The following is a 13,675-nucleotide window of genomic DNA, read 5'->3' as shown; positions in this document are numbered from 1 at the left end:
GGAGCGAATCATGCGATCCAGGTCTTCGTGGATGACTCTGCTGGGCGCGGCGCCCATCGTGGTTCTGGCGCTGCTGTTGAGCGCGTGCGGCGGCGGGGGCGGCAGCGCGAGCACCACGGCCGATTCGAGCACCTCCAGCAACTCGAACGGTTCGAGCAGCTCGACCAGCTCGTCGGGTTCGACCGTGACCAACACGTCGCCGTCGCCGCAGGTGCTGGCCGCCAACGCGGTGCGCGTGACGGTCGACTCGGGCGTCAGCAACGTGCCGAACATGCCGTTCGTCAGCATCACGATCTGCGCGCCCGGAACCAGCAACTGCCAGACGATCGATCACGTGCTCGTCGATACCGGCTCGTGGGGCGTGCGCGTGTTCGCGTCGCAATTGCCCGCGTCGATGAGCCTGCCGCAGCAGAAGGACGGCTCGGGCAACCTGGTTGCAGAATGCATGCAGTTCTTCGACGGCTACACGTGGGGCGCGGTGAAGCTCGCCGATGTGCAGATCGCCGGCGAAAAAGCCGCTGCGCTGCCGATCCAGGTGATCGATCCTGGCTACGCGTCGCTGCCGGGCGATTGCGCGGCCGTCGGCGCGGCGCGCAACACGCCGGCCGCCTTGCAGGCGAACGGCATTCTCGGCATCGGCGTGTTCAAGCACGACTGCGGCGCGAACTGCGTGCAGCAGGCGATCCCCGCGACCTACTATGGTTGCAGCGGCACCAGCTGCACGTCGATACCGCTCGCGCAGACGTACCAGGTCGCCAATCCGGTGCCGTACTTCGCGACCGACAACAACGGCTCGATGCTCAGTCTGCCGACCGTGTCGGGCGGCGCGCCATCGGTGTCGGGGCAACTCGTGTTCGGCATCGGCACGCAGAGCAACAATGCGCTCGGCGGGGCCCAGGTGGTCGGTGTGAGCCCGTCGAACGGCACGTTCACGACGGTGCAGAACGGCACCACGTATACGCGCAGCATGATGGACAGCGGCTCGACGGGACTCTTCTTCCAGACCACCTTGATGCCGGCCTGCGCGAGCCCGAACAGCGCTTATTACTGCCCGAGCTCGACGCAGCAGTTGAGCGCGATGATCGAAGGCGTGAATGGTACGACGAGCGCGGTGACGTTCAGCGTCGGCAATGCGATGTCGATCGCGCAGACTTATAGCGGCGACTCGGCATTGCCGCTGCTCGCGGGCCCGGCATTCGTCACGTCGACGGTGTTCGACTGGGGGCTGCCGTTCTTCTATGGTCGCAATGTCTATGCGGCGATCGAGCAGCAGTCGACGCCGGGTGGGACGGGGCCTTATGTGGCGTACTGAAGTGGCGAGCCGAGCGCCTGTAGCCGGGGTTGCTCGCGGCTCGATGATGAGCGTCATATGCGCCCGCTGCCGGCTGGTCCGGCGGCGGGCTTTTTTATGCGCTGGTTGGCTCGCGGTCGCCCCGCTTGTCACCCGCTGCCGCGATCACGCGATGCACAAAGCGCAGCTTGTCGACCACCGGCGCGGCGAGCGTGAACGGATAGCCGTCGGGCATGCCGAGACTGCGATTCAGACTGTTCAGCGCATAGGTGAGCGGAAACCAGCGCTTCATCAGATTGCCGAAGCTCGCGTCCTCGACCGGCGTGCGGTCGGTCAGCGTCGGCTCGCTCGGATCGTCGGGCAGCAGCGCGAGGCCGTAAGACGTCGACGTGTCGAGCACGTCGACGATCAGCAGATAGTGCGCCCATGTCTCCGCCCAGTCTTCCCACGGATGCATCGTCGCGTAAGCGCTGATGTACGACGCCTGCCAGTCGGCCGGCGCGCCGTCGCGATAGTAGGCGTCCAGCGCTTCGCCGTAGTCGGCCTGCTCGTCGCCGAACAGCTTGCGAAACGGTTCGAGCCAGCGCGGCTCGGTTTCGATCAGGTGGCGGAAAAAGTAGTGGCCCGTCTCGTGGCGGAAGTGGCCGAGCAGCGTGCGGTACGGCTCGCCCATCGCGGTGCGCACCTTCTCGCGATGCGCGTCGTCGGCCTCGGCGATGTTCAGCGTGATCAGCCCGTTGTCGTGACCGGTCATCACGGGTTTGCCGTCGCCGCCGTCGGCGAGAAACTCGAAGGCGAGACCGCGCTCGGGGTCCGCGTCGCGCGATCGCACGTCGAGGCCAAGCTCGGCCAGCGTGTACAGCAGACGCCGCTTCGCGACTTCGAGCCGGTACCAGTAGAGCCGGTTTTCCGGTTCGCTCAGGTTCGGAATCGTGCTGGTCAACTGGCAGGCGTGGCACAGCGTGTCGGGCGAATCGGCCGGGATCATCCAGTTGCAGACGTTTTCGACCGCGTAGTTGTGGCATTGTCGGAACAGCGCGCCATTCGCCTCGGGATGCAGGCTGCGCCAGCGGCCGTCGCCGGCGTCCCCGAACGCGCTGATTTCCCGCAGTTCAGGCAGATAGCCGAGCAGCGACTCGCAGCGCTCGCAGCGGACGTTCTCGTAGAACACGAGGTGCGCGCAGCGATTACAGTGGAAGGTTTTCATCGGGCGGTCCTCGTGATCGGTGCTATGTCGTTTGCGATGATGAGCCATGGTAAGCGGCATCATCAACGCGATAGCGGACGAAAGCCGGTCGCAATCTTCATGCCGCGATTGCAAGACGTCACCGCTTTAACGCACAGTACGGTCATGATCGTGCATCGGCGCTGCGCCGCTTTGGTGCACGGTCCGACGCGAGCCCGCGGCAGGGCGCGAGGTACGCAACGCAAACGCAGTTCAGGCAAGACCAAACGATTCATACGGGTTTGTCCAGCAACGGCATAGAGCTTGCTTTTTTGGCGGGCTGCCCCCTTCGTCGAGGAGTCCGGAGTGTCCATACGCGTCGCGTTGCATCACGTTACTCATTACCGCTATGACAGGCTGGTCACGCTGTCACCCCAGGTCGTGCGGCTGCGGCCCGCGCCGCATTGTCGTACGCCGATCCTCTCGTACTCGATGCGCGTCGAACCCGCGGGGCACTTCATCAACTGGCAGCAGGACGCGTTCGCCAACTATCAGGCGCGGCTCGTGTTTCCCGAGCAGACCCGTGAGTTCAAGGTGAGCGTCGATCTGGTCGCCGAAATGGCCGTCTACAACCCGTTCGACTTCTTTCTCGAACCGTCGGCCGAGCAGTTTCCGTTCGACTACGCGCCGGAGCTGGCGGCCGAACTCGCGCCCTACTGCGTGAAGCGGCCGATGACGCCGCGCTTCGCCGGGTTCGTCGCGAGCATCGACCGCACGCCGGCCGGCACCGCGAACTTCCTGGTGGCGCTGAACCAGCGGCTGCAACGCGAGATCCGCTACCTGATCCGGATGGAGCCGGGCGTGCAGACGCCGGAGGAAACCTTGACCAATGCGGCGGGCTCGTGCCGCGATTCGGGCTGGCTGCTCGTCGAGACGCTGCGGCAGCTGGGCTTCGCGGCGCGCTTCGTGTCGGGCTATCTGCTGCAGCTCGCGCCCGACGTCAGATCGATCGACGGCCCGAGCGGCACCGAGGTCGACTTCACCGACCTGCACGCGTGGTGCGAGGTCTATCTGCCAGGGGCGGGCTGGATCGGGCTCGATCCGACCTCGGGGCTGCTCGCGGGGGAAGGGCACATACCGGTCGCGTGCACGCCGGAGCCGGGCAGCGCGGCGCCGATCTCGGGTGCGGTCGACGAAAGCGAGGTCGAGTTCGGACACACGATGTCGATCGAACGCGTGCTCGAGTCGCCGCGCGTCACGAAGCCGTATAGCGAAGCCGCGTGGCGCGACGTGCTGAAGATGGGCGCGCGGGTCGACTACGAACTCGCCGACATGGACGTGCGACTGACGATGGGCGGCGAGCCGACCTTCGTATCGGTGCGCGATCGCGACGCCGCCGAATGGAACACCGACGCGCTTGGACCCACCAAGCGCGGCTACGCGGTCGCGCTGATGGACCGGCTGCGCGACCGCTACGGCGCGAACGGCTTCCTGCATATCGGCCAGGGCAAGTGGTATCCGGGCGAGCAACTGCCGCGCTGGGCGATGTCGCTGTACTGGCGCGCCGACGGCGAGCCGTGCTGGCACAACCCGGCCCTGTTCGCCGACGAACGCGAGCCGGGCCGCTACACGGCCGCCGACGCGCAACGCTTCATCGCGCATCTGGCCGCGAAGTTGTCGCTCGACCCCGACTGCATCCAGCCAGGCTACGAAGACACCTTGTACTACCTGTGGCGCGAGCGTCGCCTGCCGGTCAACGTCGATCCGTTCGACGCGCGTCTGGACGACGAGCTCGAACGCGCGCGACTGCGGCGCGTGTTCGACGCCGGGCTCGCGAGCCCGGCGGGCTACGTGCTGCCGATCGGCCGCGAGCGCGGCGCGCCGGGCATCGCGCCGACGTGGATCACGGGCCGCTGGTTCTTCCGCGACGAACGCATGTATCTGATTCCCGGCGATTCGCCGATGGGCTACCGGTTGCCGCTCGAATCGCTGCCGTGGGTGTCGAAGACCGACTATCCGTATCAGCACGCGCACGATCCGTTCGCACCGCCGCAGCCGCTGCGCACGGCCGCGCAGTTGCGCGTGCAGTACGAAGGCGGGCGCGAGGGCCGGCAGGTCGCCGAGGAAGAGACCAGCGCGCGGCAGGCGGCCGCGCTGTCGCTGCCGGCGGCCGATCTGCTGAGCGGCATGCCGCACGGCGGCGTGCTTGCGTATGCGCCGCAGCGCCATGACGAATCGCTGCCCGCGCGTGGCGAATCGTCGAAGGACACGCTGCGTACCGCGCTGTGCATCGAGGTGCGCGACCCGAAACGCGCGGCCGGCCCGGAAGCCGAAGCCGATTCGTTCGGCAGCGGCCGTACGCTGCTGCACGTATTCATGCCGCCGCTGACCGATCTCGACGACTATCTCGACCTGCTCGCCGCAGTCGAAGCGACGGCCGCGGAGCTGAAGATGCAGATCGTGCTCGAAGGCTATCCGCCGCCGCGCGATCCGCGTCTGAAAGTGCTGCAGGTGACACCGGACCCCGGCGTGATCGAAGTCAACATTCATCCGGCCGCGAACTGGGACGAGCTGGTCGATCACACCGAGTACCTTTATCAGTCGGCCGCGCACAGCTATCTGAGCAGCGAGAAGTTCATGCTCGACGGGCGCCACACTGGCACCGGCGGCGGCAATCACTTCGTGCTCGGCGGCGCGACGCCGGCCGACAGCCCGTTCCTGCGCCGGCCCGATCTGCTCGCGAGCCTGATCGCGTACTGGCACAACCATCCGTCGCTGTCGTATCTGTTCTCGGGGCTGTTCATCGGACCGACGAGCCAGGCACCGCGCGTCGACGAAGCGCGCAACGATCAGGTCTACGAACTCGAGATCGCGTTCTCCGAACTGCAACGCCAGGTCGATCTGCTCGGCGGTCGCGACAGCGGCAACCCGCCGCCGTGGATGATCGACCGCGCGCTGCGCAACATCCTGATCGACGTGACCGGCAACACGCACCGCGCCGAGTTCTGCATCGACAAGCTGTATTCGCCCGACGGCCCGACCGGCCGCCTCGGCCTGCTGGAGCTGCGCGGCTTCGAGATGCCGCCGCACGCGCGCATGAGTCTCGTGCAGCAACTGCTGCTGCGCGCACTGGTCGCGCGATTCTGGCGCATGCCGTACACGCAGCGGCTCACCCGCTGGGGCACCGAGTTGCACGATCGCTTCCTGCTCGGCACCTTCGTGAAGATGGATTTCGACGACGTGCTCGCCGAGCTCGGCGAAGCCGGCTTCGCCTTCGATAGCGCGTGGTTCGCGCCGCACTTCGAGTTCCGCTTCCCGCTCGTCGGCGAGATGACGCTGAGCGGCATCGACCTGACGATCCGTAATGCGCTCGAACCATGGCACGTGATGGGCGAGGAGGGCGCCAGCGGCGGCACGGTGCGCTATGTCGATTCGTCGGTCGAGCGGCTCGAGGTGCGCGCGCTCGGGTTGAACGGCAATCGTCACGTGCTGAGCGTCAACGGCGTGCCGGTGCCTTTGCAGCCGACCGGCCGCGTCAGCGAGTACGTGGCCGGCGTGCGTTTTCGCGCGTGGTCGCAGCCTTCGGCGCTGCATCCGACGATCGGCGTACACGCGCCGCTCACGTTCGACCTCGTCGACACATGGAGCGGCCGCTCGCTCGGCGGATGCCAGTATCATGTCGCTCATCCGGGCGGGCGCAACTATCAGACCTTCCCGGTGAACGCCTACGAGGCGGAAAGCCGGCGACGCGCGCGCTTCTTCGCGTCGGGTCATACGCCCGGGCCGCTCGTCGTGGGCAGACCGCAGCGCAGCCGCGAATTTCCGTTCACGCTCGATCTGCGCCACAGTTGAAAAACACGCATCACTGACAGCAAACGACCTTGGCCTTTCAATCGACTTTGCCCTTCGAAGCGTCCGCCATGCCGGCGGACGCTTCGTCCCTGTTGCGATTGCTGCCGGGTCATGACGGACATTGGGACGAGCTGCGCGACGCGTCGGGCGCGCTGCGCGAGCCGTGGCGGCAGTTCTTCGCACTGCTCGACGAAGACGGCGTGGCGCGGCTCGCGGACCATCACGCGTCGATCGCGCAGCAGATCCGCGACAACGACATCAGCTACAACGTCTACGCGGACAACGGCAAGTCACGGCCATGGGCGCTCGACCTCCTGCCGTTCCTGATCAGCGAGGCCGAGTGGGCGCACCTCGAGCGCGGCGTCGCGCAGCGCGCGCATCTGCTCAACGCGATCGTTGCCGACATCTACGGACCGCGGACGCTGCTCGAAGATGGCCGACTGCCGCCCGCGCTGGTGTTCGGCCATCCGGGCTATCTGCGTTCGGTGAAGGGCTTTACGCCGCCCGGCGGTCAGTATCTGCAGGTCGTCGCGCTCGATCTCGCGCGTACGCCGGGCGGCGAGTGGAGCGTGATCGCGCATCGCACCGAGGCGCCGTCCGGTCTCGGCTACGCGCTCGAAAACCGCCTGATCGTGTCGACGCTCCTCGCGGAGCCGTTCCGCTCGCTGCGCGTGAGCCGGCTCGCGCCGCTCTATTCGCAACTGATCGCGACGCTCGTGCAGGCCGCGCAAGCGACGATGCGCAACGAGGAAAGCGCCGACGCGTCACCGCATATCGCGCTGCTCACGCCTGGGCCGTACAGCGAAACCTATTTCGAGCATGTGTTTCTGGCGCGCTATCTCGGTGTCACGCTGGTCGAAGGCAAGGATCTGACCGTGCGCGGCGACCGGCTCTATCTGAAGACCCTGGCCGGCCTCGAACGCGTGCACGTCGTGCTGCGCCGTCTCGACGACGCATTCTGCGACCCGATCGAACTGCGCGCCGATTCGACGATCGGCGTGCCGGGGCTGTTGCAGGTGATGCGCGCGGGCAATGTGATCGTGTCGAACGTGCCGGGCTCGGGGTTCGCCGAGTCGCCGGCGTTGCACGGTTTCATGCCGCGTATCGCCGAAGCGTTGCTCGGCGAAGAGCTGCTGCTGCCCGGCGTGCCGACCTGGTGGTGCGGCGAACGGGCCGCGCGCGAGCATGCGTTCGCGCATCTCGACGACGCGTTCATCGTGCCGACGTGGCCGCTCACGGGACGCGACACGCCGCCCGGCATCGAAGGGGGCAGGCAGCCGCTCGCGACATGGCGCGAGCGCATCGACGCGTTGCCCGACGCGTTCACGATCCAGCAGGAGCAGCGCTTTTCCTGCACGCCGCGCTTCGAGGAGGGCACGATCGGCGGAAGGCCGTCGGTGCTGCGCGTCTATGCGATCGCCGACGTCAACGGCGGCTGGCACGTGATGCCGGGCGGTTTTACGCGCATGGCCGCGGAGCGTCAGACCACGGTATCGATGCAGCACGGCGGCAGCAGCGTCGATACCTGGGTGCTGTCGAGCCAGCCGAGCTCGACCTTCACGCTGCTGCCTTCGCCGATGCAGCCCGCCGATCTCACGCGCAAGCATCGTACGGTATCGAGCCGTGCGGCGGAGAACCTGTTCTGGGCGGGCCGTTACGGCGAGCGGGCGGAAAACAACGTGCGTCTGCTGCGGCTGATTCTCGGCTCGCTCGAAGGCAACGACGCCGATTCGATGTTCGCGACGCTGGTCGAACTCGCGACATGGTGCGGCCTCGTGCAGTCGGGCGACCTGGCGTCGCCGCACGGGCTGCCGTCGCCGCAGACGTTCGAGCGCGCGCTCGTCGCGAATCTCGGCGAGAGCGCGGGCAGCGTCAGCATCAGCCAGAACCTCAATTGCCAGGCGCGCGCGAACGGCGAGGTGCGCGGGCGTTTGTCGAATGATCATTGGCGCATGATCCTCGCGGCGCGCAACGACTTTCAGGACGCGTTGCAGGAATTGCTGCCGGCCGTGGACGCGGGCAACGGCGGTGCGGGCGCCGCGAGTAGCGGTAGTGCGTTCGATCGCTACGACCGCGTGACGCTCGCAAATGCGCTCGAGCGTCTGTCGGTGCAACTATCGGCGATCAGCGGCGCGCAAGGCGACCGCATGACGCGCGATGAAGCGTGGCGGCTGCTGTTCGTCGGGCGTCATATCGAACGCGTCGCGACGATGGCCGCGTTCATGCGCGGCGTCGCCGTGAACGGCCAGCTCGCGACGCCGGCCGGCTTCGATCTGCTGCTGCAAATGTTCGACAGCACGCTCACGTATCGCTCGCTGTATCCGGGACGTTTCGAAGTACCGGCGCTGCTCGATCTGCTCGTGATCGAACCGCATAATCCGCGTGGCATTTATGGCGTGTACGAGCGCCTGCGCAACAAACTCGACGAGATCGCCATCGCGGCGGGCAGCGTGCGGCATCGGCCGTTCGCGGAGCTGCTGCCGCCCGTCGAATCGCTGCCGACGCTCGAATCGCTGTGCGAGGTCGACGAACAGGGCTCGTATGGCAAGCTGATCGCGCTGTGTGATCAGATCGGCGGCTTCGCCAACGCGGCCGCGCATGAGATCAGCGCGCGCTATTTCAGTCACGCGACCACGGTTGCCTCGCAGGTGTGGGCATGAAGAACGCGTCGACGGTGCTGTCTGTTTCGCATCGCACTGTTTACCATTACTCGACGTATGTCGAAACCGCGCAGCATCTGGCGACGATCCGGCCGCTCGCGTGTCCGTGGCAGCGTGTGATCTCGCGCAGCGAGCGCATCGAGCCGCAGCCGTCGTATCAGCATAGCCGCATCGACGCATTCGGCAACGACGTGCTGTACTTCGCGCTCGATACACCGCACGAGCGCCTGCAGCTCGTCAGCGAAACCACGGTCGCGCTGACGCCGCGCTGGACCAACCTCGACGCCAAGGCCACCCCGCCCTGGGAGACGGTGGCCGAGGCGCTGCGGTTTCGCGTGGGCGGCGCGTTCCGTGCCGAGGCGGAGTACTGCTTCGCTTCGCCGAATATTGCGCTACGGCCGTCGCTGCGCGCGTATGCGTTGCCGAGCTTCACGCCCGGCCGGCCGCTCGTCGCGGGCGCGATCGATCTGATGCATCGGATTCACGAGGACTTCGCGTACAAGCCGTCGGCGACGCTGTTCGATACGCCGGCCGAACGCGCGTTTGAGCTGAAGAGCGGCGTGTGTCAGGATTTCGCGCAGGTGATGATCGGCTGTCTGCGCTCGCTTGGCTTGCCCGCCCGCTATGTCAGCGGCTATCTGCGCAACGATCCGCCGCCGGGACACCCGCGCCTGATTGGCGCGGATGCTTCGCACGCCTGGGTGTCGGTGCATTGTCCGGCTAGCGGCTGGATCGATCTCGATCCGACCAATGACGTGCTCGCCGATCTCGATCATGTAACGCTTGCGATCGGGCGCGATTACAGCGATGTGTCGTTACTGCGCGGGACGATTCTCGGCGGCGGCGCGCATCGGATGGAAGTCGGGGTGACGGTGCTGGAGTTGTGATTGCGGGCGCGGTTCGGTGCCGGTATTGGACCGAGGTCGGCCAACTATTCGCCCCGCAACTCATTGTCGAGCAGAACGCGAATAAAGCCGAATCGCGTTGACTGTCTGTGGCCCGGAACGCTGATCGACCAGCTACGATTATTGGCCTTCTCGCGCAATTCAGGCTCCGCTAGAAGTCCTGCTGTGACTGTCGAGGAAAGACACGAACGCCGCAACCTGCTGGAGCTCATGATCCAGATCGGCGAGAACTACCACGCAACCAATCGCACCGATCAGGAACTGTTCACCGTGCTTGCGCTTGACGCCAAGCGGCTTCCTAACCGCCAACTGACACCGGGAGACGCGACAGCGCTTCTCGCTGACCCTGCGCAGGGCGCGAACGGGAAACTGGCGGCTATGGACGCTTCATGGGCAAAGCACTGACCGGCGTCGGTCACTTACGGTAAAAGCGGCTCAATGCCGCTTTTTTTGTTGGACGGTGATATTGGAAAACTGCACCTGAAAATGAGATGGCCAGAGCAATTGTGAATATCTGTCAAAACTGGATTATCTCGAATTAAAGTCATTGACGGTGACCCGTTTAAATGATTTATTCGATAGATGTTTTTCTGGAAAACAGAAGAGGTCAAATGGGAAAACTGAAACAAGATGGTGCCGTGGGCAAGGAAGAATGCCTGCTTTGCCGTATCACCCATTTAGTCTACTTAAACTTCACGCCAATTCCGTCTGCAATGGGTCTGAATGTCGAATCCGGCGAATTTTTTCCGCGGGATAGGCTTCAGTTGTATCCGATCTGAACCATAACGCGGAGGGTAACTGATGGTGCTCTTACGCGTGCTCAATGGTCTGATGGTCTGAGAGCGCGAATTAACCTATGGGAGGGTCCAATGTATGAAAGGATGCGCTCCGCAGAGGCGATCATTGCAGAAATGAAGGCTCGCTTTGCGGATATGTTCGAGGGATCAGATAACCGGGAATGTCTTGATTGCCGTATTACATTCAAGATATACAAAGAGTGGCCTGATATGCCTCATGCAATGACGACGAATCCGAAATCCGGGGAGCGGATTCCGATTAATGCGATCAGGGCTCTCCCATCCGGTTACGACATGAGGCAGGCGTTAGGGCAAGGCGAGGGGTGCCTCTGTCGCAATCGACCTGCAGGCCCGTTCGATGAACGGTTCACCATCAGGGATTACAACGGCAACCCTGTACCAGATGTGCGATACCGGATTCTCGCCGAAGGCAAAGAAATCTGCAGCGGCAAGACGAACGCAGCCGGGCAGACTTCTCGCGTTACAACGCAGGGTTTCAAGTTTCTTACGATTGAAGTGGAGCGCTAGCAAAGTGAACGACAACACCGAATGGGTAACTCTCGATGACACTGCTTTTACAAACACGACTCCTGGTTCAAATAGGGACGTCACGATCAACACGACCTCTATCTGCCCGAACATGACCAACAAGGAGTTTCGCAGACAGGCTATGCGGGCATGCGATATCGGCGTCGAGTTAATCAAAAAACGCATTGAGGGCCTTGCACGTTGGGACAGGAAAGAGCAGGACCGGGTGACGACCTTCTTTGCGTGATTGATGGTTACGTCGCCGCTCACCGGCTCGGCAGCTTCGATATCGCGATAGCAGTTGTTGAACAGGACGTGTGTGCGCGCCGTGCGCCCCGCAATGTCCTCAATCGGTGGCGCGAGTTCGCGAAGCTCGTCGTCGCTATCGTCATGGTTGAACCGTTCCGCCGCCGACTCGGTGCCGCTCCATATCGACGCGTTGCGGCCATGCAGCCGTACGATCGCGAGTTCGGGCGACGTCGCTTCCCAAACTGAGTGCGCGCGCTTCGTCACGCCTTCCGGCGCACCGACAATCACGTGAACGAACCCGCGTTCACGCTCCATCGCAAGGGTTGACTCGCGGTGCTTATCGCTGAACCGGCTCTCGTGCCGAAATTCGAACGCGGTCACAAACGGGTGCATGCGCTCGGCGCAGTGCTCGACGTGCCTCATCGCTTTCGGTACTGCGGTTATCCAGTTCGGAAACTGGAATAGCACCGCGCCGAGTTTGCCCGCCACACGTGCAGTGGCTGCAGGGCCGCAAAGAAGCGCGCCCACAGTTCCTCGATAACTGGCGGCGGTACATCCTTGTAATAGAGATTCTTCTTGCCTGCTAGGCCATGCTGCCCCCGTTCATGCCGCAGAAAAAGGAATTCGCTGGATGAGTGCCAGGGTTTGCTGAACTCGAAGGCGTGGAATTCATTGGATTGCAGGGCATGCCCATCGTGACCAAACCCGCCAGGAAGCAGCAATCTCCCTCCCGTCTCGCTGTAGACGCTCTCCAGTATGAACGCCTCGCGCTTGCCGCCTTCCATCTTTGCGACCGGCAGGGGCAGCAACTCCGACATCTGATTACACTTGCGACCTCGATGTTCAGGAGTCTTGCCGTGACTGCCGAGGAAAGGCACGAACACCGCAACCTGCTGGAGGTGATGATCCAGCTCGGCGAGGACTACTACGCCGCCAATCGCTGCGATCAGGAACTGTTCACGGTGCTTGCGCTCGACCCCAAGGGGCTTCCTAACCGCCAATTGACACCGCAGGACGCCGCAGCGATTCTCGCTGACGCTGCGCAGGGCGCGAACGGGAAACTGGCGGCTATGGACGCCTCATGGACAAAGCACTAACCCGCGTCGATGACTTACGGAAAAAGCGGCTCAATGCCGCTTTTTTTGTTGACGGTGATATTGGAAAACTGCACCTGAAAATGAGATAGGCAGAGCAATTGTGAAATTCCGTCAAAACGGTTTTATCTCGAATTAAAGTAATTGACCGTTTCACGTTTTGGACGGTTAATTCGTCGGGTGTGTTCCGGAAAATCAGCAGAGGTCAGATGGAACAACAGAAACAGGATGAAACCGGGGGCAAGGAAGAGTGCCAGCTTTGCCGTATCACCTATTCAATCTACTCTAACTTTCCGCGAATGCCATCCGCGATGGCGCTCAACGCCGAAACCGGCGAATGGTTTCCGTTCGATAGGCTGAAGTCGTATTCGAACGGTTACGACATGGCTGAAGCCCTGGGTTACGCATGGGCGTGCGATTGTCGCGAGCGTGCCCCCAAGCGGTTCAATGAGCAGTTCGAGCTAAGAGACTCCACCGGCAAGCGACAGACGGGGGTGCGTTACCGGATACACGTCGGTTCGAGGGTCATCGCGAAAGGTGTCACCGATTCTCAGGGGCGTACCCAGCGTGTTTCGACAGATAACGCAAAGCAGGTGTCTATCGAAGTTGCCGGGCCATAGTGGTGGACAGCAGGTAAGTCTCTTATCACGGGAGAGCAGATGACAAATGAATTCTTGAACAAAAATAGCCAATACCTCAAGACCGACGAGAATGAAGAATGGACCGAGATCGGCACAGCCATTACCAATACAACTCCTGGGTCAATATCCAATGTCGTAATCAATACGACGCCTATCTGTCCAAACATGAGCAACAAGGAATTCCGAAAGGAGGTCATGCGTGCCCGCGATATTGGTGTGGAGTTGGTCAAGCGACGCATCGAGGGTCTGGCGCGTTGGGACGAGAAGGAGCGGGCGCGCGTGACAACTTTCTTTGCCCGCGCAGACGACGCTACAAAAAAGGTACTGAGCGATGGACTGCCGCGATTGCTCGCGGCCATGCAGCAGCTAGGGAAACGCTGATTAATGGAGCTCGGCGGTCATCGCTCACGTAGCCGAAGACGTTATAGAAGGCAGCTCACAGAACGGACTCACGAGGATGAAGAGGCAGATCGGCTTCGCGGAAGCGGAAATT

General features: G+C 63.4%; 10 protein-coding genes and 1 pseudogene. 9 read left to right on the top strand and 2 right to left on the bottom strand.

Annotated elements, in window-relative coordinates:
- Window positions 1–10: 10 nt before the first annotated feature.
- Window positions 11–1,312, top strand: coding sequence for a DUF3443 domain-containing protein (locus F6X40_RS33305; protein WP_184063166.1), 1,302 nt, complete (start codon window positions 11–13; stop codon window positions 1,310–1,312).
- A gap of 94 nt (window positions 1,313–1,406) precedes the next feature.
- Here the strand turns inward: F6X40_RS33305 and F6X40_RS33300 are convergent, their stop codons facing one another.
- Window positions 1,407–2,498 carry a putative zinc-binding metallopeptidase gene (locus F6X40_RS33300; protein WP_187630756.1) on the bottom strand — a complete coding sequence of 364 codons (1,092 nt, stop codon included), beginning with the start codon at window positions 2,496–2,498 and terminating at the stop codon, window positions 1,407–1,409.
- Between the two features lie 324 nt (window positions 2,499–2,822).
- On the opposite strand from F6X40_RS33300, the gene F6X40_RS33295 reads away from it, so the two are divergent.
- The 5 genes from F6X40_RS33295 (at window position 2,823) to F6X40_RS33275 (ending at window position 10,652) form a co-directional block, all read left to right on the top strand.
- Window positions 2,823–6,308: a DUF2126 domain-containing protein gene (locus F6X40_RS33295; protein WP_187630755.1), complete on the top strand. Its 3,486-nt coding sequence runs from the start codon at window positions 2,823–2,825 to the stop codon at window positions 6,306–6,308.
- A 68-nt stretch (window positions 6,309–6,376) separates the two neighbouring features.
- Window positions 6,377–8,968, top strand: a complete 2,592-nt coding sequence (locus tag F6X40_RS33290; RefSeq protein ID WP_262421646.1) for a circularly permuted type 2 ATP-grasp protein — start codon at window positions 6,377–6,379, stop codon at window positions 8,966–8,968.
- On the top strand, window positions 8,965–9,855 hold the full coding sequence (locus tag F6X40_RS33285; protein ID WP_187630753.1) for a transglutaminase domain-containing protein: 891 nt from the start codon (window positions 8,965–8,967) through the stop codon (window positions 9,853–9,855). The genes F6X40_RS33290 and F6X40_RS33285 overlap by 4 nt, the downstream gene beginning before the upstream one ends.
- Before the next feature lie 183 nt (window positions 9,856–10,038).
- Complete coding sequence (locus F6X40_RS33280) at window positions 10,039–10,278, top strand: hypothetical protein (protein ID WP_187630752.1); 240 nt, start codon at window positions 10,039–10,041, stop codon at window positions 10,276–10,278.
- 206 nt (window positions 10,279–10,484) lie between these two features.
- On the top strand, window positions 10,485–10,652 hold the full coding sequence (locus F6X40_RS33275; protein ID WP_187630751.1) for a hypothetical protein: 168 nt from the start codon (window positions 10,485–10,487) through the stop codon (window positions 10,650–10,652).
- A gap of 831 nt (window positions 10,653–11,483) precedes the next feature.
- Here F6X40_RS33275 and F6X40_RS33270 read toward each other — a convergent pair.
- Window positions 11,484–12,028, bottom strand: a pseudogene (locus F6X40_RS33270) (DUF72 domain-containing protein); the annotation flags it as partial.
- A gap of 276 nt (window positions 12,029–12,304) precedes the next feature.
- On the opposite strand from F6X40_RS33270, the gene F6X40_RS33265 reads away from it, so the two are divergent.
- The 3 genes from F6X40_RS33265 (at window position 12,305) to F6X40_RS33255 (ending at window position 13,563) form a co-directional block, all read left to right on the top strand.
- Complete coding sequence (locus tag F6X40_RS33265; protein ID WP_187630750.1) at window positions 12,305–12,544, top strand: hypothetical protein; 240 nt, start codon at window positions 12,305–12,307, stop codon at window positions 12,542–12,544.
- Between the two features lie 206 nt (window positions 12,545–12,750).
- The gene (locus F6X40_RS33260) at window positions 12,751–13,161 is read left to right on the top strand and encodes a hypothetical protein (RefSeq protein ID WP_187630749.1); all 411 of its coding nucleotides are present in this window, start codon (window positions 12,751–12,753) and stop codon (window positions 13,159–13,161) included.
- A gap of 39 nt (window positions 13,162–13,200) precedes the next feature.
- Window positions 13,201–13,563 (top strand): hypothetical protein, encoded by a 363-nt coding sequence (locus F6X40_RS33255; RefSeq protein WP_187630748.1) that lies wholly within the window; start codon window positions 13,201–13,203, stop codon window positions 13,561–13,563.
- The last annotated feature ends 112 nt before the right edge of the window (window positions 13,564–13,675 follow it).

The sequence above is a fragment of the Paraburkholderia sp. UCT31 genome (genome assembly GCF_014397655.1).
Taxonomy (GTDB): Bacteria; Pseudomonadota; Gammaproteobacteria; order Burkholderiales; family Burkholderiaceae; genus Paraburkholderia; species Paraburkholderia tuberum.
This window is presented reverse-complemented; position numbering and strand designations above follow the sequence as displayed.